Source organism: Nonomuraea sp. B19D2 (assembly GCF_040137845.1).
In the GTDB taxonomy this organism is placed as follows: Bacteria; Actinomycetota; Actinomycetes; order Streptosporangiales; family Streptosporangiaceae; genus Nonomuraea.
The window spans coordinates 14,419-35,409 of sequence record NZ_JBEFAK010000013.1 but is presented as its reverse complement, the minus strand read 5'-3'; the positions used below and the strand labels follow the sequence as shown (position 1 = coordinate 35,409).

At 69.8% G+C, this 20,991-nt stretch carries 22 protein-coding genes; 6 read left to right on the top strand and 16 right to left on the bottom strand.

Features of this window, described 5'->3' with window-relative positions; genetic code table 11:
* The first annotated feature begins 57 nt into the window (after positions 1–57).
* Positions 58–606, top strand: coding sequence for a hypothetical protein (locus tag ABN273_RS24065; protein WP_349451232.1), 549 nt, complete (start codon positions 58–60; stop codon positions 604–606).
* Here the strand turns inward: ABN273_RS24065 and ABN273_RS24060 are convergent.
* The 3 genes from ABN273_RS24060 to ABN273_RS24050 form a co-directional block, all read right to left on the bottom strand.
* On the bottom strand, positions 560–1,273 hold the full coding sequence (locus ABN273_RS24060) for a TetR/AcrR family transcriptional regulator (protein WP_349451231.1): 714 nt from the start codon (positions 1,271–1,273) through the stop codon (positions 560–562). The genes ABN273_RS24065 and ABN273_RS24060 overlap by 47 nt on opposite strands.
* A 24-nt stretch (positions 1,274–1,297) precedes the next feature.
* The gene (locus ABN273_RS24055; protein ID WP_349451230.1) at positions 1,298–1,696 is read right to left on the bottom strand and encodes an STAS domain-containing protein; all 399 of its coding nucleotides are present in this window, start codon (positions 1,694–1,696) and stop codon (positions 1,298–1,300) included.
* Between the two features lie 459 nt (positions 1,697–2,155).
* Positions 2,156–2,791: a hypothetical protein gene (locus ABN273_RS24050; protein ID WP_349451229.1), complete on the bottom strand. Its 636-nt coding sequence runs from the start codon at positions 2,789–2,791 to the stop codon at positions 2,156–2,158.
* Between the two features lie 321 nt (positions 2,792–3,112).
* On the opposite strand from ABN273_RS24050, the gene ABN273_RS24045 reads away from it, so the two are divergent.
* The gene (locus ABN273_RS24045; RefSeq protein ID WP_349451228.1) at positions 3,113–3,775 is read left to right on the top strand and encodes a hypothetical protein; all 663 of its coding nucleotides are present in this window, start codon (positions 3,113–3,115) and stop codon (positions 3,773–3,775) included.
* Between the two features lie 204 nt (positions 3,776–3,979).
* Here ABN273_RS24045 and ABN273_RS24040 read toward each other — a convergent pair whose 3' ends face one another.
* Both ABN273_RS24040 and ABN273_RS24035 read right to left on the bottom strand, forming a co-directional pair.
* Entirely contained in the window at positions 3,980–4,312 is a 333-nt protein-coding gene (locus ABN273_RS24040; RefSeq protein WP_349451226.1) for an NIPSNAP family protein, read from the bottom strand.
* A gap of 138 nt (positions 4,313–4,450) precedes the next feature.
* Positions 4,451–6,070 (bottom strand): AMP-binding protein, encoded by a 1,620-nt coding sequence (locus ABN273_RS24035; RefSeq protein ID WP_349451225.1) that lies wholly within the window; start codon positions 6,068–6,070, stop codon positions 4,451–4,453.
* Positions 6,071–6,155: 85 nt separating this feature from the next.
* Here ABN273_RS24035 and ABN273_RS24030 point away from each other — a divergent pair, with 85 nt between their 5' ends.
* On the top strand, positions 6,156–7,022 hold the full coding sequence (locus ABN273_RS24030; RefSeq protein WP_349451224.1) for a helix-turn-helix transcriptional regulator: 867 nt from the start codon (positions 6,156–6,158) through the stop codon (positions 7,020–7,022).
* 32 nt (positions 7,023–7,054) lie between these two features.
* Here the strand turns inward: ABN273_RS24030 and ABN273_RS24025 are convergent, their stop codons facing one another.
* A complete protein-coding gene (locus tag ABN273_RS24025) occupies positions 7,055–8,317 on the bottom strand; it encodes an ABC transporter substrate-binding protein (RefSeq protein WP_349451223.1) in 1,263 nt (420 codons plus the stop codon).
* 43 nt (positions 8,318–8,360) lie between these two features.
* Positions 8,361–9,221, bottom strand: coding sequence for an AraC family transcriptional regulator (locus ABN273_RS24020; RefSeq protein WP_349451222.1), 861 nt, complete (start codon positions 9,219–9,221; stop codon positions 8,361–8,363).
* A gap of 94 nt (positions 9,222–9,315) precedes the next feature.
* Here ABN273_RS24020 and ABN273_RS24015 point away from each other — a divergent pair, with 94 nt between their 5' ends.
* Positions 9,316–10,098: a phytanoyl-CoA dioxygenase family protein gene (locus ABN273_RS24015; protein ID WP_349451221.1), complete on the top strand. Its 783-nt coding sequence runs from the start codon at positions 9,316–9,318 to the stop codon at positions 10,096–10,098.
* Positions 10,099–10,257: 159 nt separating this feature from the next.
* Positions 10,258–10,878, top strand: coding sequence for a TetR/AcrR family transcriptional regulator (locus ABN273_RS24010; protein WP_349451220.1), 621 nt, complete (start codon positions 10,258–10,260; stop codon positions 10,876–10,878).
* A 36-nt stretch (positions 10,879–10,914) separates the two neighbouring features.
* Here the strand turns inward: ABN273_RS24010 and ABN273_RS24005 are convergent, their stop codons facing one another.
* The 4 genes from ABN273_RS24005 to ABN273_RS23990 are packed head-to-tail and all read right to left on the bottom strand — an operon-like array spanning position 10,915 to position 16,526.
* On the bottom strand, positions 10,915–13,479 hold the full coding sequence (locus ABN273_RS24005; RefSeq protein ID WP_349451219.1) for a family 78 glycoside hydrolase catalytic domain: 2,565 nt from the start codon (positions 13,477–13,479) through the stop codon (positions 10,915–10,917).
* A 7-nt stretch (positions 13,480–13,486) separates the two neighbouring features.
* Complete coding sequence (locus tag ABN273_RS24000; protein WP_349451218.1) at positions 13,487–14,314, bottom strand: carbohydrate ABC transporter permease; 828 nt, start codon at positions 14,312–14,314, stop codon at positions 13,487–13,489.
* Complete coding sequence (locus tag ABN273_RS23995; protein WP_349451217.1) at positions 14,311–15,198, bottom strand: carbohydrate ABC transporter permease; 888 nt, start codon at positions 15,196–15,198, stop codon at positions 14,311–14,313. The genes ABN273_RS24000 and ABN273_RS23995 overlap by 4 nt, the downstream gene beginning before the upstream one ends.
* A gap of 26 nt (positions 15,199–15,224) precedes the next feature.
* Complete coding sequence (locus ABN273_RS23990; protein WP_349451216.1) at positions 15,225–16,526, bottom strand: ABC transporter substrate-binding protein; 1,302 nt, start codon at positions 16,524–16,526, stop codon at positions 15,225–15,227.
* 183 nt (positions 16,527–16,709) lie between these two features.
* On the opposite strand from ABN273_RS23990, the gene ABN273_RS23985 reads away from it, so the two are divergent.
* The gene (locus ABN273_RS23985) at positions 16,710–17,798 is read left to right on the top strand and encodes a LacI family DNA-binding transcriptional regulator (protein WP_349451215.1); all 1,089 of its coding nucleotides are present in this window, start codon (positions 16,710–16,712) and stop codon (positions 17,796–17,798) included.
* Here the strand turns inward: ABN273_RS23985 and ABN273_RS23980 are convergent.
* The 5 genes from ABN273_RS23980 to ABN273_RS23960 form a co-directional block, all read right to left on the bottom strand.
* Positions 17,795–18,154, bottom strand: coding sequence for a hypothetical protein (locus ABN273_RS23980; protein ID WP_349451214.1), 360 nt, complete (start codon positions 18,152–18,154; stop codon positions 17,795–17,797). The genes ABN273_RS23985 and ABN273_RS23980 overlap by 4 nt on opposite strands.
* A 9-nt stretch (positions 18,155–18,163) precedes the next feature.
* Entirely contained in the window at positions 18,164–19,069 is a 906-nt protein-coding gene (locus ABN273_RS23975; RefSeq protein WP_349451213.1) for a WXG100-like domain-containing protein, read from the bottom strand.
* Positions 19,066–19,440 carry a YbaB/EbfC family nucleoid-associated protein gene (locus ABN273_RS23970; protein WP_349451212.1) on the bottom strand — a complete coding sequence of 125 codons (375 nt, stop codon included), beginning with the start codon at positions 19,438–19,440 and terminating at the stop codon, positions 19,066–19,068. Before ABN273_RS23970 ends, ABN273_RS23975 begins: the two co-directional genes overlap by 4 nt.
* A gap of 120 nt (positions 19,441–19,560) precedes the next feature.
* Positions 19,561–19,767 (bottom strand): LamG domain-containing protein, encoded by a 207-nt coding sequence (locus ABN273_RS23965; RefSeq protein WP_349451211.1) that lies wholly within the window; start codon positions 19,765–19,767, stop codon positions 19,561–19,563.
* Between the two features lie 64 nt (positions 19,768–19,831).
* The gene (locus tag ABN273_RS23960) at positions 19,832–20,875 is read right to left on the bottom strand and encodes a LacI family DNA-binding transcriptional regulator (RefSeq protein ID WP_349451210.1); all 1,044 of its coding nucleotides are present in this window, start codon (positions 20,873–20,875) and stop codon (positions 19,832–19,834) included.
* Between the last annotated feature and the right edge of the window lie 116 nt (positions 20,876–20,991).

The window sequence follows — 20,991 nt, the reverse complement described above, 5'->3', positions numbered from 1 at the left end:
GAGTCTTTCCTAGGGTCGTACTTGAACATTGTTCAAGTGACTACCTGAGAGGCTCACATGCCGGCCCCCGTTCTCATCGCATCCACGCTGCAGTACGCGCTCGCCGCGACGTTCCTCGTCATCCCCGTCATCGTCCACACCCACGGAGAGTGGGCGCAGCGCGCGGCCGAGGCGGTCGTGACCCGGCAGGGGCTGCCTGCCGGCGTTCTCGCCCAGCACCGGATCAAGTTCGCCGAGAGCGTCGTGGAGCTGCTGTTCCCGGTCTCCATCGCCGCCGCCCTCGCCGCGCTGGCCTCGCTCGGCCTGGCGGGAAGCGGGGTCGGCCGGATCCTGTCGTGGATCGCGGCGGCACTCATGCTGACCGGCGGCGCGTTCGTCACCGGCAGCCAGGTCTTCGCCGCCCGCTACGTCGAAGCGGCGTTCAAGAGGTCCGGCGACCCGGCGGTGCGGGAGCTCGACGGGGGAGCGATGGTACGGGCGGCGCAGGAGGCGTTCCCCGCCGTGTTGCGCCCGCTGATCGTGGTGCGCTTCGTGCTCGCGACGGCGGGCTCCCTCGCCGTCATCGTCCTGCTGGTGACTCCGGCTGCGAGCGGTCATTTCCATTAGCCAGCCGCGCCTCGAGACCGTCGAGGATGGCCCCCAGCCCGAACTCGAACGTGGCCTCGTCCGGTAGGGAAGGCGCCGCCTCGACCGACGGTGTGCTGCGGGCCCGCAACCGGGGATAGCGCTGGGCGATCTCGCCGATGCGCGCGATGGTCTCGCGCAGCTCCTGCTCCTCGTCGGCCCCCGCCCGGCGAAGGCGCGCCCGCCACGCCAGCTCGGCCGCCTCGCCCTGGGCGGCGCCGATCACGAACATGAGCACGGTCGCGGCCGCCTGGTCCGCGTCCGGCCCGCTGAACCCGGCGGCCTCGTAGACGGCCAGGCACCGGTCGTCGTACCTGGCCTTGTTCGGGCCGTGGATGAGGTGGGTGCTCATGGCCGTGACCATCCAGAAGTGGCGGCCGAGCATGTCGTGCGCCCCGGAAGCCAGCGCCGCCGCGGCCGCCCGCCAGCCGACCTCGTCGAGGTCGGGCAGCTCGATCTCGTCCCAGACGTGGTCGGCCGCCAGCACGACCAGGTCGTCCTTGCTCTTGACGTGCCAGTACATCGCCGTGGCCGCCGCCCCCAGCTGGGCTCCCAGCCGCCGCATGTTAAGCCCGCCCACGCCCTCGGCGTCCAGCACCGCGACGGCGGCCCGGACGATCTGTTTCTGGGTAAGGGTGTCGCGCGGCATGAGCCCCAACTTTATCGCCAGACCTCACACCGCGTCTTCGCCCCGGCCCGCGGGGCTGAGCGATTCGGGGACCGGGCTGCTCAGTGCCGCGAGCACGGCCTGCTCCACCGTGGCGTGCACGTGCAGAACGGTGTGCGCCTGCGCGATCTCCATGATCCTCGCGAGCTTCGGATGGGGCGCGGCCAGACGCAGGCTGCCGCTGTGCTGGCGGGCGAAGGCATGGGTGTTGAGCAGGACCCGAAGGCCCGCGCTACCCATGAACTGAGCCTCGCTGAGATCGATCACCACATGCTCGCCCGGCAGCCGCCGGCTGCGCCGGATGTAGCGATCGAGCTGCCCGGCGGTGGTGGCGTCGACCTCGCCGGCCACCGAGATCACACTCACGCCAGGCAACCTCTGGGTGACGAACGACAGATCCCGCATGCGATGCCCACCGATCGGAATTCGGGAGACGGTGCACAGTTGTGGCTTGCCCGTATCGCACCATATCTGGGCGTCCGCCTTTCGCCTAGATACTGCCGCTTACCGAGTGTCCGCAGAAAGCCTCGGCCTTCAGGACTCCGTTGCCTAATTCAGTTCACGCGGTCAGCTCCGGTGGGGAAGAAGGCGCGCCGAATTGGGCAAAGCATCCTTCAGGCCGGGGATGAATGCGGCCCCCTTTGGAGGGTGGCCCGCCGCAGACGGGCCCGGCATCTGTGAAGCCCGCGCTACGGGGCGACCGTCCTCGTAGCGGCCATCAACGAGTGGCTGTGACCAGCACTTTCCCAAAAGACTCTAGATGTGGACGGTCATCGTCGTGGCAACGCCGCGACCTCCCGGATGTCGACGGACTCCGCGTCCGGCACGGTGACAAAGTAATACGTCACGGCCCACGCCACGCGATCACTCGGCCGGTGAAGACAAGTCACATGAGTACCGCTCCCTGCCGAAGCCGCTGATCTCCACGTGCATCGCCCGAAGCTCGCGTATCGCGGCCGGAAGATCGCAGTCCTCGGGATAGGCGATGGCGTCCTCCCAGTGAAAATAGATCTGGTCCGACCGGGTCCAGGCCAGAAGGTCGACGATCCGCGTGAACGCCGACGGGGCATACGGCGGGACCGGATCCTCATCGTCGCCCTCGAGGTATGCCGTGGCACGCAGCTTCCGCCGTGCCAGCAGTTGCAGCCAGGCCGCCGCCGCGTAGGCTGACTGGGACACGAGGTGCCGCTCCGGGTCCTGGTCCTCGGAATAGCACAGACCCACCTCGGTCAACTGCTCGTACACCGCGTCGACGTCGACCGGCTCTCCTGCGGCAGCCTTGCGTAAGTCACGCACCGCGTCCGGGGTCGACAGGACGGGGTCGTCGCTCAGCTCCTCGTCCTCTCGCTCGACGCGGTTGAGCAAGGGGGCCATCAGGCCATATAGGCAGGCCAACCGTTCCCGAGGGTCAAGCCTTTCGGCGAGCTCGTCGATGATTGCCAGCCATTCGTCGTACGTCGTATCCGTCATGCACGCATGGGTACCACGCGGCACTGACATCCGGCGCACGGCGGGCTTGATGCTCTACAGCAACAACGGCCTCAGCCGTGCCCACTGGTCGCTGGTCAGATCACCACGCACCACACCGCGTGATCATTCACGACGAAGATCGACTTTCGATACACGCCCTTGTACGGCACCGCACGAGGTGGCGCAGGACCGCAGTTCCACCCGCCCAACCGGCCCGCGATCCGCGCGAATAACCTGCGCGTAGCCACGCCGGCCAACCCACTCATCGCTGACCGTCCACATGACGATCCTGGGCCGGAGTACTCTACCGCTGATCTAGCACATAGTGGCGATGCCAGGGCGGGGGCGGCGATGAGCGCCGAAGACCGGATCGAACGGGCCAAGACGCTCTATGAACGTGCGGTGTTCAGCGGCGACGCCAGCGTGCTGACCGACGCCGAACGGGGCCTGGACGCGGTGGAGGCCGATGCCGCGTTGGCCCGTGGGCGGATCCTGCATGCGCGGTTTCTCAACGAGCGCGCTAGCGCCGGCTCGTCACCCGTCGAGGACCCGGCCGAACTGCTGTTGTTTGAGCGCGCGATCGAGCTGTACCGGGCGCTGGGCGACGCCCGCGGCGAGGCCGAGGCGTTGTTCTGGATCGGCTGCTTACATCAGGTCATCCGGCGTGACAACGAGACTGCGGTTCCGGAACTGGAGCAGTCCTGCCAGCTGGCGGCGCAGGTCGGCGACAAGCTGACCCAGTCCGAGGCTCTGCGGCACTTGGGCATCGCGGCACACATGGCCGGTCGGCTGGATGAAGCGCGCGAGCGGCTGGAGGAGTCGTCGCGGCTGCGCCGGGAGGTCGGGGCCATGCCGGGCGTGGCCGCCAACATGGTCGGGCTGGCCTACATCGCCGCCGCCCAGGACCGCCGGGCGGACGCGCTCGCGACACTCGACGAGGCGCACGCCATCGCACAGGCGCATGGTGCCCATGCCATCGTGCGGCAAATCGAGCAGGCGAGAACGGAGATCTAGTGCCTCATCAGGCAACGTCCGCCCTGTTGAGAGTGTGGGCAGACGGTCTGGTACTGGTTCGGTGGGGGCTACTGGCCGAATGGAGGAGGGTACGGAAGGCCACCGACACGCGTCGGCCGCGTGGGGCACGGCCGGTGGTTCCGGGATCGCTCTGGTTCGCCGACGCCCCTGAGTTTCCGGCATTGGGGCTTGGGCGACCTGCATTCAGCGGCGCAGCGCCCGTACCGCCTCCTCGCTCGCTTCGATCACGATGGTGTGGTAGCTGTCGATGCGCGAGACGATCGCCTCCCGTGGCCCCTGCTGCCACTCCGCGCTGGCATAGAACGCTTCCTCCTGCGCCCGGTGGGCCTCCAGCGACGCGAAGGCGCGGATCAGGTACGCCTCCTCGTGGCCGTCCTCATCGACCAAGGACGCACCACAGTCGACCACGTCGATGTCATGCCGCCGCAGTAGCGGCACCGACTGCTCGCGCATAACCCGCACGAACTCCGCCCGGGTCCCAGGCTTGAGGCGGTAGGTGCGGATTTCCAGAACCACTGGGCAACTCCTCAACTGTGTGGACGAAGGCACGCTACCGTCCATCCCTGACATCCTCTGACAGTGATGGACCATCTATGCCGCTCGAAGTGAGTCGAAGTAAGTCGAAGGCGCCGCGGGCCGGACCGCCCGCGTATCTCATGAGCGGCCGAGGATGCCGGCGGCGCGTTCGCGCATCTCCACCTTGCGGATCTTGCCCGTGACGGTCATCGGGAACGCGTCCACCACGTGGACGTACCGGGGGATCTTGTAGTGGGCGAGCCGGCCCGCGCAGAACTCCCTGACCCGCTCGGCCGTCAGCGGCTCGGCGCCCGGCCGCATGACGATCCAGGCCATGAGCTCCTCCCCGTACTTCTCGTCGGGCACCCCGATCACCTGGACGTCGCTGATGTCCGGGTGGCCGTACAGGAACTCCTCGATCTCGCGCGGGTAGAGGTTCTCGCCGCCGCGGATGACCATGTCCTTGATGCGGCCCACGATGTTGACATAGCCGTCGGCGTCCATGGTGGCCAGGTCGCCGGTGCGCATCCAGCGGGCGGCGTCGATCGCCTCGGCGGTGGCGTCCGGCTGGCCCCAGTAGCCGAGCATGACCGAGTAGCCGCGGGTGCACAGCTCGCCCGGCTCGCCGCGGGGGACGGCCAGCCGGGTCTCCGGGTCGACGACCTTGACCTCGATGTGCGGCATGGCCCGGCCGACGGTCTCGGTGCGGCGGGCCAGGCCGTCGTCCCTGCGGGTCATCGTGGACACCGGCGAGGTCTCGGTCATGCCGTAGCAGATGGCGACCTCGGCCATGTTCATCTCGCCGACGACGCGCTTCATGACCTCGACGGGGCACGGGGAGCCCGCCATGATGCCCGTTCTGAGGGTCGAAAGGTTGAAATTTCCGGACTCGGCGGAGAGTGCGGCGAGCTCGGCGATGAACATCGTCGGCACCCCGTACAGAGACGTGCACCGCTCCTCCTGCACGGCGCGCAGCGTCGCCTCCGGGTCGAAGCCCGGCGACGGCAACACGACGCACGAACCGTGCGAGGTCGCGCCGAGGCTGCCCATGACCATCCCGAAGCAGTGATAAAGCGGCACCGGCAGGCACACCCGGTCGGCCTCCGTGTAGCCGAGCAGCTCGCCCACGAAGTAGCCGTTGTTGAGGATGTTGTGGTGGGACAGCGTGGCGCCCTTGGGGAAGCCGGTGGTGCCCGACGTGTACTGGATGTTGATCGGGTCGTCGAACGTCAGCCGCGCCGCCCGTTCCCGCAACGCGGCCGGATCGCCGCGCCTGCCGCTCTCGACCAGTTCGTCCCACCCGGCCGAACCGATGAAGACGGCGTCCTCGAACCCGATCTCGCCGATCATCGCCCGGTAGTCGCTGGTCTTGTGCGCGACCGCGCTGATCAGCAGCCGCATGCCGGACTGCGTCACGACGTAGGCCAGCTCGTGGGCCCGGTACGCGGGATTGACGTTGACCAGGATCGCGCCGATCTTGGCGGTGGCGTACTGGACGAGCACCCACTCCGCGCAGTTCGGCGCCCAGATGCCCACCCGGTCGCCCTTGGCGATGCCGCGGGCCAGCAGGCCGAGCGCCACCTCGTTCACGGCGGCGTCCAGCTCCGCGTAGGTCCAGCGGCGCCCGGCCGCCACGTCCACCAGCGCCTCGCGCTCGCCGAACCGCGCCACGGTGCGCTCGAAGTTCTCCCCGATCGTCTCGCCCAGCAGGGGGACCTCGGACACGCCCGAGGCGTACGAGAGCAGTGCGTCAGCCATGCCCGGAGGATTCCCCGATTTACGGCTCCCCGCCACCCCCGTTCGGGGGTGGCTCTCGGCGGCGGGCCTGGTTCATGCTGGTGCCATGGCCGCACTGCACGCGCCCGCCGACCGTGAACGCGAGACGTTCCAGACCGCCGTGGGCAGGCTGCGGCGGGCCACCGGGCTGCCCGTCGCGTTCGGCGGGGTGGTGGGAGGGCGCTCTCAAGGCGTCACGCTGACGGAGTTCAGCGGCACCTTGACCGGCGCGCTGCGCGGCCTCGTCGTCAGCGCGGGCAACGGGCTCGGCGGCCGGGTGATCACCACGGCCAGGCCCGGCGCCGTCGACGACTACACCGCCGACCCGCGCATCAGCCACGAGTACGACAAACCCGTCAACCTCGAGGGGCTGCGGGCCATCGCGGCCGTGCCGGTCACCGTGGACGGCACGGTGTCGGGCGTCCTGTACGGCGGGATCCGCGAGCCGCTGTCGATCAGCGACCGCGTGATGGACGCCATGACCCAGGTCGCCCAGCGGGTGAGCTTCGAGATGACCGTACGGCGCGAGGTGGAGCGCCGGCTGGCCGAGATGGAGACGGCGGCGATCACCCGCGCCGCCCGCGAGTCGCCGACCGCCGGCGAGTGGGAGGCGGTCCGCCAGGCACACGCCGAGCTCAGGGCCATCACGCAGGATGTCGCCGACGCCGCGATCCGGGCCCGGCTCCAGGACGTCTGCGACCGGCTGGCCGGCTCGAACGGCCGGGCCCCGGACCAGGCGAGCCCGTTGTCGCCGCGCGAACTCGACGTCCTCGCCCTGGTCGCCGTGGGCTGCGGCAACGCGGAGATCGCGGTCCGGCTCGGGATCCGGCCGGAGACGGTCAAGAGCTATCTGCGCAACGCCATGCGCAAGCTGGGCACCCACACCCGCATGGAGACCGTCGTCGCGGCCCGCCGCCGCGGCTTCCTGCCCTGACCGGCCGCTGATCACTCCGGCTGGCGGGCGGCTCAGTTCCCCTGCGGGTGGGTGCTCCAGTACTCGTCGGCGGCGGCCTGGATGTCCGTGAGGACCTTCTGGTACGTGTCCGGCTTGACGACGAAGGCGCCGAACCCGTCGAGCGCGGCGGTGAGCACCGGCGGCGGCGTGGCCTCGAAGTAGCGGTTGACCAGCCGATATTCCCCGCTCCCCGCCGCCTTGCTGACCTCGGCGATGGCCTGGTCGGCGATGGCCACCTTCGGGTTGGCCGAGACGTCGCCCCTGGCAGTGGCCCACTTCTCCTGCGCGGCCGAGCCGACCCACCACTTGAGGTACTTCATGCTGGCGTCGAGGTCGGGCGCCTTGGCCAGCGAGCAGAGCGGGCCGCTCTCGAAGATCATCGAAGTCTTGGGCAGGGCCGGGTTGACGTTCGGGATGACGAAGAAGCCGTAGTCGGTGCCCGCCTTCAGGTCGCGCTGCGTCATGCTCGTGTTGAACCACGTGCCGAACGACACCATCGCCGCCTTGCCGGTCTTGAGCACGTCACCCGGGTCGGTCTTGTCGCCCGGGTTGTTGAAGTAACCGGCGTCGATCATCGACTTCCACCGCTTCATGACCTCGACCACGCCGGGATCGGTGTATTTCGCCTGGCCGGTCGAGAGGCGGTCGTAGAGGTCGGGGTCGGTGCCGGCGAGCAGCTGCTCGAACCAGACGAAGGAGAACAGCACCGACGTGTGGTAGAACGCGGTCACGCCGTTCTTCTTCAGCGTGTCGGCGACCTTGATCAGCTCGTCCCACGTGGCCGGGGGCTGGAGCCGGTACTTGTCGAAGATCGACTTGTTGTAGAACATGCCCCAGTACGCCGCGTTCAGCGGCACGCAGTACTGCTTGCCGCCCACCGTGTAGTACTTGGCCAGGTCCGCCGAGAGGTCGCCGTTCTTGATCGCCTCCTGCCAGATCGGGGTCGTCTCCGCCACCTGCTTCTGGGCGACGATCTCCGCCAGCCGGCCGCCCGTCGTCCAGGTGAACAGGTCGGGCTTCACGTCCGTGCGGAAGGACGCCTTGATGAACGCCTGGTACGTCGGCTCGTCGGTGTAGCCCACCGGCTTCATCGACAGGCCGATCTGCTGCTTGGACAGGCTGCCCATCTCCCCGAAGTACTTGCTCCAGGCGCCCTTGTCGTTGTAGAGCTTCAGCTCTGTCTTGCCGGCGGCCTGCTTCGGCGCGGATCCGCCGGAGGAGCAGGCGGCGAGGGCGAGGCAGACGGCGGCGGCGATACCAAGTGACCGGATCATGCCCGGCCTCCTCTTCGATCTTGGAGGGGGATAGGTCATCTAATCACTTGATATCTTGGGTGTCCATAGGTACGACCGCCCTCCGCGTAACCTCCCGGTAACGTCGGGGCGCCATGCCGTACCTCTCCTGGAAGAGCCTGCCGAAGTACGACTGGCCGGAGAAACCGCAGCGCTGGGCGATCCGGCCGATGCCCTCCGTCGTCGTGGACAGCAGCAGGGCGGCGTGCTCCAGCCGGCGCCCGGCCACGAACGCGATCGGCGTGCACCCGTAGTGCCTGCGCATCGAGCGGGCCAGGTGTCCCGGGCTGACCGCGGCCATCGCCAGCAGTTTCGGCAGGCCCTCGCGCAGGTTCTCCTCCCGGCTCATCGCGGCGCAGGCCGACACCAGCCAGCCGGGCCGCGGGTCCACGGCCGTGCCGTCGGCGCCCTCCAGCAGGGGGACGACCGCCGTCCACAGCCCGACCAGGTCGAGGACGCGGGGCACGCCGGAATAGGCGCCCAGCACGCGGCCGAACTCCGCCGCCACCGGCCCGCCGAGATCGGTCCGCGCCGACAGCGGGAGCTCCCGGCGGTCCCAGTCCGCCGGGCCCGCCAGCCCGGCCAGGTCGGCGAAGGCACGCCAGCGCTCGCTCGGGAAGGCGATGTTGACGAAGCTCATGCCGTCGTTCGAGGCGAACTCGTGGCGGTCATGGGGGCGGACCAGGACCACATCACCCGCGCGCAGCGGCAGCTCCGCCTCGCCGACTCTCTGCGTGCCCGCGCCCGCGGTCACGAAGACGAGCTCGTGGAAGTCGGCGTGACTGTGCGGCTCGGGCCGGTCCCTGCGGCTGCCGGTCACGGGGACCAGGGCCGCGTGGTACGGCAGGCCGGCCGCGAACTCGACCCAGCGCAGGACGGTCGGCATGTCAGGAAATTAATACTTATGGAGCGGCGAATACTAGTAACTCGCGGCCCGAAGACCGAAGAATCCGATCGACGCCCACCCTTTCAAGGAGCACATGGTGATCACGGAAGTCGACCGGACCCTCCAGGACTACGACCGCGACGGCTACACGATCTTCCGCGACGTCCTCGACCGGGACCTGATCGGCGAGGCGAGCGACCACGTCGCCTGGCTCCAGGCCAAGCACCCCGACCGGCTCGGCGAGGACCTGGCCACCGAGCTGGTCGCCGGCGACCCCTTCTGGGTGCGGCTGGTCAGCGACGCCCGGCTGCTCGACATCGCCGAGCTCTTCGTCGGCCCCGACATAGCGCTGTTCGCCTCGCACTACATCAGCAAGCCGCCCTTCTCCGGCAAGCCGGTCCTGTGGCATCAGGACGGCGCGTACTGGCCGCTGGAGCCGATGCGCGTCGTCACGCTCTGGCTGGCCGTGGACGAGGCCACGCCGGAGAACGGCTGCATGCGCGTGATCCCCGGCTCCCACCAGCAGGACCTGCACGAGCTGCGGCAGCGCGACGACATCGACAACGTGCTCGGTTCGGAGAGCGCGGTGAGCGTGGACGAGTCGCAGGCCGTGGACCTCGTCCTCGCGCCCGGCGACGTCGAGGTCCACCACCCCAACATCCTGCACGCCTCCAACGCCAACACCTCGCCGCGCCGCCGCTGCGGCCTGACCATCCGTTACATCCCGACCTCGACCCGGATCACGAGCGAGCAGCAGCCGTTCGTCTCCGCGCTGCTCCTGCGCGGGCAGCCGGGCGTCAACGTGTACCAGCCGTTCCCGGCGTACGTGGAGGGCGAGCACATGCCGTTCGCCGGCTCCGCGAAGTGGGCTCAGTAAGGGCTACTCGACCGGCACGGGCGCGCGGTACGCGATGTACCCGTCCGGCATGGTGAGCCCCGGACACCGGCTCCAGCTCTGGCTGGCCGTCTCCCTCGGCGACCTTGTGCCGCCCGGCCGCTCTTGACGGATGAAATGAACGAACTTTAAATTCCCTCCATGGGCCGCATCGCAGGCGTCACCGCAGCTGAGACACGCGAACGGTTGCTGCAGGCGGCCGCCGAGGTGTTCGCCGAGCGAGGGTATGACGGCACCCGCGTGGCCGACATCGCCGCGGCGGCCGGCGTCAGCAACGGCGCGCTGTACGCGCACTTCAGCTCCAAGGCCGACCTGCTCGTGTCCGCGCTGAAGGCGCACGGGCGGCGGATGCTGGCCGACCTGCTGGCCTCCGACCCTGACCGGTCGGTCACGGAGCTGCTCCTTGTCATGGGCCGCTGGTTGCCGCGCCGCGAAGGGGCTCCCAGTCACCTGATCGTCGAGGCGCTGGTCGCGGCCCGCCGTGACCAGGACGTCGCCCGCCCGATGCGGGACTACCTGGGCGAGCGCGCCGACTGGTTCGCCGACCTGGTGCGCGCGGCCCAGAACGGATGCGAGCTGGACCCCGCGCTCTCCCCGGACGCGCTGGCCCACTTCTGCCTGCTGCTGTCCATGGGCAGCGCGCTCGTCCCGCCGAACCTGCACGCGGTGGACGACGAGGAGTGGTCGGCGCTGCTCACCCGCGTCGTGGCCGCCCTCGCCCCACCGACGACACCGCACACAGAAGCGGAGCATCCGGGGTGAATGCGGCAGGCCCGCCGGCCGGCCCGACGCCGGTGCTCACATCAGGGTGGTGAAGGTGTGGGTGCCGGAGCCCACCTCCCGCGGGGCCGCTCCGGGCAGGTCCACCTCGGCGACCGTGCCCGGCGGCACGGTCGCGGTGACCGTGAGCGTCGTGCGGCTCCTGGACCAGGCGACCGACGCCGGGCCGTACGGGGTGTCGAGCCGGGCCGAGGCGTGGGTCAGGTCCCCGCCCGGCCGGGGCGCGATGCGCAGGCGGCGGTAGCCGGGGGCGGCCGGGGCGAGGCCGGCCACGGTGCGGTGCAGCCAGTCGGCCACCGCTCCCAGCGCGTAGTGGTTGAAGGAGGTCATCTCGCCGGGGTTGACCGAGCCGTCGGGCAGCAGGCTGTCCCAGCGCTCCCAGATGGTGGTGGCGCCCATCGTCACCGGGTACAGCCAGGACGGGCAGTTGCGCTGGAGCAGCAGCGCGTACGCCGTGTCGTACGCGCCGACTGAGCAGAGCGCGTCGCAGATGAGCGGGGTGCCGACGAAACCGGTGCCGATGCGGTGGTCGTCCCACGCGACCAGCTCGGCCAGGCGCCGCCCGGCCCGCTCCCGCTGCGCCGGCCCGTCCAGCAGGTCGAACGTCAGGGCCAGGGCGTAGGCGGTCTGGGTGTCGCAGGCCAGCCGTCCCGACGGCGTGACGAACTCGCGGCGGAACGCCTCGCGCACCGCCCCCGCCAGCACGGCGTAGTGCTCGGCGTCGGAGGAGTGCCCCAGCAGGGCCGCCGCCTCGGCCAGGATCCCGGCGGTCCAGGCGTGGTAGGCGGTGGCGACGAGCGCGTGGTCGGTACGGGCCTTGCCCGGGTTGTCCGGCGGCGCGGCCGGGTCCAGCCAGTCGCCGAACTGGAAGCCCTCGTCCCACAGGTGGTCGTCGCCGGTCAGCCCGGCCACCTGGTCCACCCACGCCTTCATGCTCGGGTACTGCTGCCGGAGCAGGCCGAGGTCGCCGAAGCGCTGGTAGAGCGTCCACGGCACGAGCACCGCGGCATCGCCCCAGGCCGCGGCGGGAGCGGTGCCGAACACCAGCTCCACCCACGGCACGTAGTGCGGCACGGTGCCCTGCTCGGCCTGGTCGGCGGCGAGGTCGGCCAGCCAGGACGACAGCGGGCCCGCGCAGTCGTACAGGAAGGCGGCGGCCGGGGCGAAGACCTGGATGTCGCCGGTCCAGCCGAGCCGCTCGTCGCGCTGGGGGCAGTCGGTGGGCAGGTCGACGTAGTTGCCGCGCATGCTCCACCGGACGTTGTCGTGCAGGCGGTTCAGTGCCGGGTCGGAGCAGCGGAAGTCGCCGGTGGGCCGCATGTCGGTGTGGCAGACCACGGCCTGGACGTCGGCCGGGTCCAGCTCGCCCGGCCAGCCGTCGACCTGGGCGTAGCGGAAGCCGTGCACGGTGAAGCTCGGCTCCCACTCCTCGGGCGCGTCGTCGCCGCGCAGCGTGTACTGGTCGAGCGCGGCCGCAGCGCGCAGCGGCCGCAGGGCGAGCGCGCCGCCCTCCAGGACCTCGGCGTGCCGGAGCGTGACGGTGTGCCCGGCCGGGCCCTGGACGCGGATGCGCAGGCGGCCGGCGATGTTCTGGCCGAAGTCGAGGATCGTCTCCCCGTCCGGCCCGGTCAGCACCTTCACCGGGGCGAGCGTCTCCACCCGGCGGACCGGCGGGCCGGTCGGCGCGACGAGCAGGGCCGGGTCGTGCGGCAGCGCGTCGGCGGGCAGCCAGCCCGCGTCGTCGAAGCCGGGCTCCGACCAGCCGGACGGCAGCAGCCGGGCGTCGTACTTCTCGCCGTCGTACAGGCCGGCCGCGGTGACGGGGCCGCTCGCGCAGCGCCAGCTCCCGTCCGTGACGACCACGTCGGTCGTGCCGTCCTCGTAGGCGATCTCGAGCTGGGCGACGAGCGCGGTGCGGTCGCCGTAGACGGCGTTCTTGCCGCCCGCGAAGCCGACACGTCCCCGGTACCAGCCGTCGGCGAGGGTGGCGCCGATCGTGTTGGCGCCCTCGGCCAGGAGCTCGGTGACGTCGTGCGTACGGTAGCGCAGGCGGTGGCCGTAGCTGGTCCAGCCGGGGGCCAGCACGTCGTCGCCCACGACCCGGCCGTTGATCTCCGTCTCGTGGATGCCGTGGGCGGTGACGTACAGACGGGCCCGCTGGATCGGGCGGCGGACGGTGAAGTCGCGGCGCAGCAGCAGCGCGGGGCCGTCGGGCACGCCCAGCAGCTCCAGCGGCGGCCCGGCCGCGCCCGCCTGCCAGTCGGCCTGGTCCAGCAGGCCGGCCTCCGCCCACGACCAGGGGCTCCAGTCGCTGGCCGAGCCGTCGCGGCCGTGCACGCGTACCCGGGCGGCCCGGCGCTCGCGCGAGCTCAGCTCGCCGCCCGGCCAGGGGACGAGCACCGACTCCGCCGACTCGACCCGGCCGGTGGCCGTGCCGTCGCTGAGCTCGATCTCGTACGCCTGCTGCTCCCAGCCGGGGATGGCGGTGGTGACGGTCCAGGACAGGCGCGGAGCGCTTTCGCCGATGCCGAGGGGGTCGCGGTGGTGTTCGAAGGCGGGCGCTTCGACATGCACGAGGGTCACGGGTCTCCTAGCCCTTGATGGCGCCGGCGGTCATCCCGGCGACGATCTTGCGGTTGAAGAAAATGAACAGCAGCAGCGGTGGGATCGTGATGAGCACGATGTCCATGAACAGCAGGTTCCACTGGGTGTTGTACTGGCTCTGGAAGTTGTAGAGGGTGACCTGCACGGTGGCGTTCTCGTCGCCGGGGGTGAAGTAGAGCGGGTTGACGAAGTCGTTGAAGATGGCCACCGAGCTGGTCAGGATCACGGTGATGGTGACCGGCCGCAGGAGCGGGAAGATCACCCGGAAGAACAGCGAGAGGCCGGTGCAGCCGTCGATCTGGGCGGCCTCGTCCAGTTCGCGCGGGATGGCCGCGATGAACGCGCGGAACAGCAGCACCGCGTACGCCAGGTTGAAGGCCACCTCGATGAGGATCAGCCCGGGGAGGGTCTTGAACAGGCCGAGGGCCTGCAGGAGCCAGATGGTGGGCACGATCGCGGGCGGGATGATCAGCCCGGACAGCACCAGGAAGTTGGCCACCGAGCCGAGCCGGCCCGCGCGGCGCTGCAGCACGAACGCGGCCATCGCGGCGAAGACGACGATCAAGGCGACGGACGCCACGGTCAGGACCGTGCTGTTGACGTAGGCGCGCAGCAGCACGTAGTCGCGGGCCTCGATCACCTCGGTGAGGTTCTGGACGATCGGCCAGCTGGTGGGCCAGGCGAAGTCCAGGTCGGTGGCCTGGGTCTGGTCCTTGACCGCGGTGAGCAGCATGAGGGCGAACGGGACGAGGAAGATCACGGCGGCCACGGCCAGGGCGATGGCCTCGGCGCCGAGCCTGCGCAGGGCGGTCACGCAGCCACCTGCCTTTTGCCGAGGAAGTAGTTGAGCGGGACGACGACGGCGGTGACGACGACGAACAGCAGCACGTTGCCCGCGGTGGACAGGCCGAAGAAGCCGGCCTGGTACTGCTTGTAGATGATCGAGGCGATGGTGTCGCTGGTGAAGCCGGGTCCGCCGCGGGTCATCGTCCAGATCAGGTCGAAGGAGCGCAGGCCGCCGATGAACGACAGGATGATCACCGAGTAGGTGGCGGGCCAGCTCAGCGGGAGCGTGACGTGGCGGAAGCGGTGCCAGGCGCCCCCGCCGTCCACCGCGACGGCCTGGTAGTAGTCGCGGGGGATGGACAGGATGCCGGCGATGTAGATGACGGTGGCTATGCCGACGCCCTTCCAGACGTCGACCAGCGCGACCGAGAGCAGGGCCGTGTTCGCGTCCCCGAGCCAGTCGGGGCCGTCGATGCCGACCAGGGCCAGGGCCTTGTTGACCAGCCCGGTGTCGGGCCGCAGCAGCGCGCTGAAGGTGATGCCGACCGCGACCGTGGAGACCAGGACGGGGAAGAACACCACCGAGCGCAGGAAGCCGCGTAGCCGCAGCTTCGAGGTGAGCAGCACCCCGAGCAGCAGCCCGAGCACGACCTTCAGGCCGCTGGTGACGACGGCGTAGAAGAGGGTGTTGGCGAAGCCGATGCGCAGGTTCTGCTCGGCCAGGAAGTCGCGGAAGTTGTCCAGGCCGACGAACGTGCTGTCGAACAGGGTCCAGCGGGTGAGCGCGAAGTAGCAGGCCATCACCGTCGGCACCAGGAAGATGACGAGGTAGACGACGGCGGCCGGCAGGTACAGCGCGTACGGGTAGGCGGACTTGCGCCTGGCCGGGCGGGTGAGCTCCTGCTCGGGCATGACGTGAGGTCTGGCCGCCTGCTTGGTCACCACCCCGCGAGCCCCAACTGCTTGGCCTGCTTCGCCACGTCCTTGTCGTACTGGGCGGCGCCCTCGGCGGGCGGCGTCAGCCCGGAGCCGACCGCGACGGTGATCTGCTCCAGCGACGGGCCCTTGACGGGGGAGACGAACTCCAGCGCCGGCGCCGTCGCGCTCTTGTCGATGTACGTCTGCAGGTCCTTGGCGGCCTGGATGGCGTTGTCGGGCAGTTCGGCGCCGGTGATCCGGTACGGCCCGGACGGCTGCACGACCTTGCTCACCGCATCGGCCGCCGCCGGCGAGGCGACGAAGGCCAGGAACTTCTTGGCCGCCTCGAGGTTCTTGGTGGTCTTGGGGATGTAGACGCCGCCCGGCTCCCAGAGCGTCGCGCCGTTCTTGCCCGGGTTGGTGCCCGGGATCCCGAAGAAGCCGACGTCAGTGGCGGCCTGCGGCATCGAGGCCACCAGCGGCGGCAACTGGGCGCTGAGCATCGGATAGTGTGCGCCCTTGCCCTCCACCAGCATTTTCATGCCCTGATCGGCGGTGGCCGAGCCGAAGCCCTCGTTGAGGTAGCCGCCGGCCTTCACATCGGCCAGGTGCTGGAACCCGGCCGCCGCGGCCGGGGTGGTGGCGAACTTGGCCTTGCCCGCGGTGTAGTCGGCGGCGAAGTTTGGCACGGCGGCCTGGACGTTGTAGAAGTCGCCCAGCACGAACAGCTGCGAGGTCCAGGTGTCCTTGAACGTCGAGATCACCGGCGCGATCCCCGCCGCCTTGATCTTCGCGTTGTTGGCCATGAACTCGTCCCAGGTCTTGGGCACCTGCAGACCGAGCTTCTCGTAGACCTTGCGGTTGTAGAGGATGCCGCCGCCCATGGCGGTGCCGAAGGGCACACCGAACGCATGGCCGCCCTGGGTCACCACTGGCAGGAAGTCCTTCTGAACGTTCTCCAGCACCGGGTCGCCGGTGAGGTCGACCAGGGTCTGGGACGGGTTGAGCGCCTGGAGCAGCGACCCGGAGTTGTACAGGAACACATCCGACATGTCGCCTGTCGAGAGCTTGGTCTTGACGATGTTGTCGCCCTCGCTGCCCGCCGGTCGCGTCTCGGTCTCGATCTTGATCTTGGGGTTGGCCTGCATGAACGCGTCCGTCATCGCCTTGGCCGAGTCGACGGCTCCCTGTCCGTTGTCGATGAGGAACTTCAGGGTGACCGTGCCGTCGGCGGCCGGCGCGGAGCCCGAGCCGCAGGAGGTCAGGGCAGTCATCGTGAGAACGGCCAGGGCCGCTCCCAGCATGCGCTGAGAGGTCTTCACAACGCCCCTCCGGGTCCGTTGAATCGTTTTAACGTCCCCCGTTGCGAGTTAACGTAAGCGTTACTTGCCAGGGCGTCAAGGCTTGATTTGAGGAACGGTCCCCAATCGTGATCCACGTGGAGCCCCACGCTGGCGATCGTCGGATGTTAATGATGGGTATCGTTACCCATCGCGGTCGCGGGCTTGAGCTCGTACAATCAGGTCCGCGTCTATTCGAACGAGGTGCGGCGGATGGTCACGCGCGACGGGCGGCGGCGGGTGACGATCAGTGATGTGGCCAGCCACGCCCAGGTCTCCACGACCGCGGTGTCGAAGGTTCTGCGCAACGCCTACGGCGTCAGCGAGGCGATGCGCGCCAAGGTGCAGGCGGCCATCGACGAGCTCGGCTACCGCCCGCACGCCGCGGCCCGGGCGATGCGGGGGCGCACGTTCACCATCGGCGTGGTCCTGCCGCACATCAGAAACCCGTTCTTCGCCGACATTCTCGACGGTCTCAACGAGCAGATCGCGGGCGCCGGCTACCAGGCCATCATCGTCCAGGGCGGCAGCATGGACCCCGACTCCGAGGGCCGCGCGATCAACGCCCTGGTGGACCGGCAGGTGGACGGCATCCTCATCGTCGCCCCGGTCCTCGCCAGGTCCCGGCTCGAGGAGATGGCCAGGAGCACGCCCACCGTCGTGCTCGGCCGCCACGACCGCTCGGCGGTCTACGACTCCGTGCTCGACGACGACGAGGTGGGCGCCGAGCTCGCCGTCGAGCACCTGATCTCGCTCGGCCACCGCCGCATCGCGCACATCTCGCAGAAGGACAGCGGCCCCGCCCGGTCCGTCGTGTGGCTGCACACCATCAGGGCCAGGACGTACGAACGGGTGATGGCCGAGCACGGCCTGGCCGAGCACATCGCCGTCGTCGCCACCTCCTACACCGAGGAGGGCGGCTACCAGGCAGCGCGCGAGCTGCTGGCCCGCGAGCCCCGACCCACCGCCGTCTTCGCCGGATCCGACCAGGCCGCCTTCGGCGCGCTCGCGGCCATCCACGAGGCCGGGCTGGCCGTGCCCGGCGACGTCTCAGTGGCCGGCTACGACAACGCCCGCGTGACCGCGCTCGCGCACATCTCGCTGACGAGCGTGGACCAGGACGGGGCCATCATGGGCAGGACAGCCGGGCGGCTGCTGCTCGAGCGCATCAGCGAGGGGCGCACGTCCGCGGTCCGCTTCTCCGTCACCCCCACCCTGGTCACCCGCCGCTCCACCGCCCCGCCGCGCGGTTAGTCCGCTCCCCAGATCGGCCGGTCGGGATCGGGAGGGGGAAGCTTCGACAGCATGACGGACACCAGGTTCCAGTCGGTGACGCTGACGTTGCCCTCCATGAGGAGCAGGCGTATGGCGATGACCTGGTGGGCGTGGAGGAGCACGTCCATGCCCTCCATGATCTGGCCGGTGACCGCCTCGTACCCAGAGCCGCCGCCCTCGCCCTTGTAGAAGGCCACCCCCTCCTTGGTGCCGCCCCAGAAGTCCCCGATGGCCTCCAGTTCCTTGCCGGCCTCCTCGATGAACCTGCCGAGCTCGCTCTTCTCGATTTCGAACGATTCCGCCGCCGAGTGGAACACCGGCTTATGAATCTCCATGTCGTCCTCTCAGCCCGCGGGTTTGTGCGCCATGGTCAAATACAGCAGCACTCTGCCGAGGGTCTGCTTCCAGGTGGGAACGAGGTCCCAGCCCGTCTCTCCGTTCATGGCGTCGTACGAGGGGCCGTAGCCGATCGACCCGCCGGCCATCCGGCCGATGAAGTACTGGACGTCCTTGTTGCTGCTGACCGCCCTGGCCACCGGCATGGCGGCGTCGAACGCGCCGTAGAAGGCCACCGAGGCGGCGAACTCCTTCACCGCCTGTATCGCGTTCTCCTTGAGCGAGCCCGGGTCCTCGCCCCGCCCCGCCTTGACGGCGGCCACCACCGACACGTCTCCGACAGCGAAGAAGAGGCTGCCGATCGAGTACTCCGTCAGCTTGCTCAGCACGATCTTGGCGATGGCGTGCTCCAGCAGCTTCGACAGCAGGCCCGCCTGGGCCCGCCGCATGAGGAACTCGGTGATCTTGTACGCCGCCGCGGCCTGCCACGGGAAGGTGGTGATGAAGATGAAGCTGGCGAAGTTCGCCCAGGCGAGCGTCCAGTACGCGTGCCGCGCCGTGTCGATCACGTCGGCGAACTCCGCGCAGGCCACGCTGTTCTGGCGGCAGCGCCGGGCCAGCTTGGCGGCGTACCCGTCGTCCGGATCCTGGGGGTAGAGCCCGGCGGTGACGGCCGACTTGTACTCTTCCACCCCGCCGCCGTGGTTTTTCCGCCAGACCGACGCGGCGGCCGGGAACGTCCTGTCCGGGCTCTGCTCGATGCGCTCCGCCAAGCGGGCCCAGACCACGCTGGCCTGGCGCGCCTTGGCCGGGTCGCCCTCCGGGTAGTCGACGGCGAGCATCTTGAACACGAAGCCCGCGATGCCGAGGGCGCCGAAGCCGTAGATGCTGGCGCGGCCGGGATTGATCCTCAACGCCCGCGAGCCTCCCGTGCGCGGTCGTCGTCCCCGTCGTCGAAGAGCGTGCCGGCGATGAACGGGCCCAGCACGTCGCCCGCCCCCCGCTCGGCGTCGCGGGCCGCCGCGGCGGCGGCCTCGAGGATCGCCGCGGCCAGCTCGGTGGAGCCGAGCCGCATGGCGCGCGGATCGATGGTGAGCCCGGCGAGCGCTCCGGCCTGCGTCACCTCGGCCACCACACGGCCCTCGGCGGCCTCGCCCCGGCCTCTGACCGCTCCGATCTCCTCGCTCAGCCGCTCGAGCGCCGCCATATCCTGCCGATAGCCTTCAAGCAGGCGGCTGAGCTCCGGGTCGCCGGCGGCGTTGAAAGGATCGCCCGGTGGTGTCATTCCGCTCTCCTGACTAATCGGATGATTTTAGAATACCGATTAACAGGCGGGAAATACCGGATATTCCTGGCATGTTGGGCCTCGAGGGAGGCGGTCCCCGGGGACCCGCCTCCCTTGGGGTCAGCGTTCGGTGAGGCGGATGAAGGTGACGGAGTGGCCCTCCCTGGAGACGACCTGGTAGAGCGGCTCCACGGTGGCGTTGCCGACGAAGTCGTTGAGCTTCTGTCCGTCCTGCCAGGTGGTGATCCTGCGCCCGGTCACCTGGATCTTGATCTGGTAGTCGCGGCCGGTCTCGACCGTGGTGGCCGAGGAGGCGATCTGCGTCACGTTAGGCAGCCGCCCTGCGACTGTCAACCTCCGATACGTACGGCAATAATCCAGAAAGTTTCGGTCAGTGCGCAGGAGGGGCGGTGCTGCCCCGGATGATCAGCTCGGTGCCCAGCTCGACCCGGCTCTGCGACAGCGGCTCGCCCTGCGCGAGCTTCATGAGCATGCCGGTGGCCGCGGCGGCCATCTCGGTGAGCGGCTGGCGGACCGTGGTCAGCGGCGGGTTCATCCACTCCATCGGGGGCAGGTCGTCGAAGCCGACGACGCTGAGATCGTGAGGGATGCGCAGGCCCAGCTCGTGGGCGGCGCGGTAGACGCCGGTGGCCTGCCCGTCGTTGCAGGCGAAGATCGCGGTCGGCGGGTCGGGCAGGCGCAGCAGCCGGTGGGCCTGGGCCCGGCCGCCCTCGATGAGGAAGTCGCCCGAGCCGATGAGCTCGGGGTCGGCGGACACCCCGGCCAGGTCGAGCGCGGTGCGGTAGCCGTCCAGCCGGGCCCGGCTGGGCAGGGCCCAGTCGGGGCCGGTGATGACGGCGATGCGGCGGTGGCCGAGGTCGAGCAGGTGGCGCGTGGCCGACAGGCCGCCGCTCCAGTTCCCCGCGCCGACCGAGGGGAACCGCGGCCCCGGGTCGCCGGACGGGTCGAGCAGGACGATGGGGATGTCGCGGGTGACGAGCTGCTCGCGCTGGTCGTCGGTCAGCCCGAAGAACACCCCGATCACCCCCGTCGGGCGGCGGCTCAGCACGCCGTCGATCCAGCCGTGACCCGCCGGTTCGCGGTCCGGCCTGTCGGAGATCACCACGGCCAGGTTGTGCCGGCGCGCGACCTGGTCGACACCCTTGACGATCTCGATCGGGTAGTCGCCGTCCAGCGCGTGGAACACCACCTCCACCAGGGGTGCCGGGCTGACGCGCCGCCGCTGCCTGCGGTAGCCGTGCCGGCGGATGAGGCCCTCGACGAGGGCGCGGGTCTCGGGGGCGACCTCGGAGCGGCCGTTGACCACCTTGGAGACGGTCGCGGTGGACACGCCGGCCAGCTCGGCCAGCTGGGTGATGGTCAGCGGCCGGCCGGGCACGGCGTCGGCGTCGAACGGCTCCTCGGTCGCGGTCATGGGGCGCAGTCTAACCCGATTGATTTCGGTGATCTTACGGCCGTGTTCTTGACGGGTTTCGTAATGCGTGCTTAGAGTCCCCGATTAACAATCGGGCCTGAAACCGAAAGTTTCAG

Excerpts from the sequence above, each read along its gene's own strand:
- ABN273_RS23960 (WP_349451210.1), bottom strand. The coding sequence starts at position 20,875 with ATGACCGCGACCGAGGAGCCGTTCGACGCCGACGCCGTGCCCGGCCGG.
- ABN273_RS23980 (WP_349451214.1), bottom strand. The coding sequence starts at position 18,154 with ATGGAGATTCATAAGCCGGTGTTCCACTCGGCGGCGGAATCGTTCGAA.
- ABN273_RS24020 (WP_349451222.1), bottom strand. The coding sequence starts at position 9,221 with ATGCCGACCGTCCTGCGCTGGGTCGAGTTCGCGGCCGGCCTGCCGTAC.
- ABN273_RS24055 (WP_349451230.1), bottom strand. The coding sequence starts at position 1,696 with ATGCGGGATCTGTCGTTCGTCACCCAGAGGTTGCCTGGCGTGAGTGTG.
- ABN273_RS24045 (WP_349451228.1), top strand. The coding sequence starts at position 3,113 with ATGAGCGCCGAAGACCGGATCGAACGGGCCAAGACGCTCTATGAACGT.
- ABN273_RS23970 (WP_349451212.1), bottom strand. The coding sequence starts at position 19,440 with ATGACACCACCGGGCGATCCTTTCAACGCCGCCGGCGACCCGGAGCTC.
- ABN273_RS24065 (WP_349451232.1), top strand. The coding sequence starts at position 58 with ATGCCGGCCCCCGTTCTCATCGCATCCACGCTGCAGTACGCGCTCGCC.
- ABN273_RS24025 (WP_349451223.1), bottom strand. The coding sequence starts at position 8,317 with ATGATCCGGTCACTTGGTATCGCCGCCGCCGTCTGCCTCGCCCTCGCC.
- ABN273_RS24010 (WP_349451220.1), top strand. The coding sequence starts at position 10,258 with ATGGGCCGCATCGCAGGCGTCACCGCAGCTGAGACACGCGAACGGTTG.
- ABN273_RS24015 (WP_349451221.1), top strand. The coding sequence starts at position 9,316 with ATGGTGATCACGGAAGTCGACCGGACCCTCCAGGACTACGACCGCGAC.
- ABN273_RS24060 (WP_349451231.1), bottom strand. The coding sequence starts at position 1,273 with ATGCCGCGCGACACCCTTACCCAGAAACAGATCGTCCGGGCCGCCGTC.
- ABN273_RS23995 (WP_349451217.1), bottom strand. The coding sequence starts at position 15,198 with ATGCCCGAGCAGGAGCTCACCCGCCCGGCCAGGCGCAAGTCCGCCTAC.
- ABN273_RS24050 (WP_349451229.1), bottom strand. The coding sequence starts at position 2,791 with ATGTCAGTGCCGCGTGGTACCCATGCGTGCATGACGGATACGACGTAC.
- ABN273_RS24030 (WP_349451224.1), top strand. The coding sequence starts at position 6,156 with ATGGCCGCACTGCACGCGCCCGCCGACCGTGAACGCGAGACGTTCCAG.
- ABN273_RS24035 (WP_349451225.1), bottom strand. The coding sequence starts at position 6,070 with ATGGCTGACGCACTGCTCTCGTACGCCTCGGGCGTGTCCGAGGTCCCC.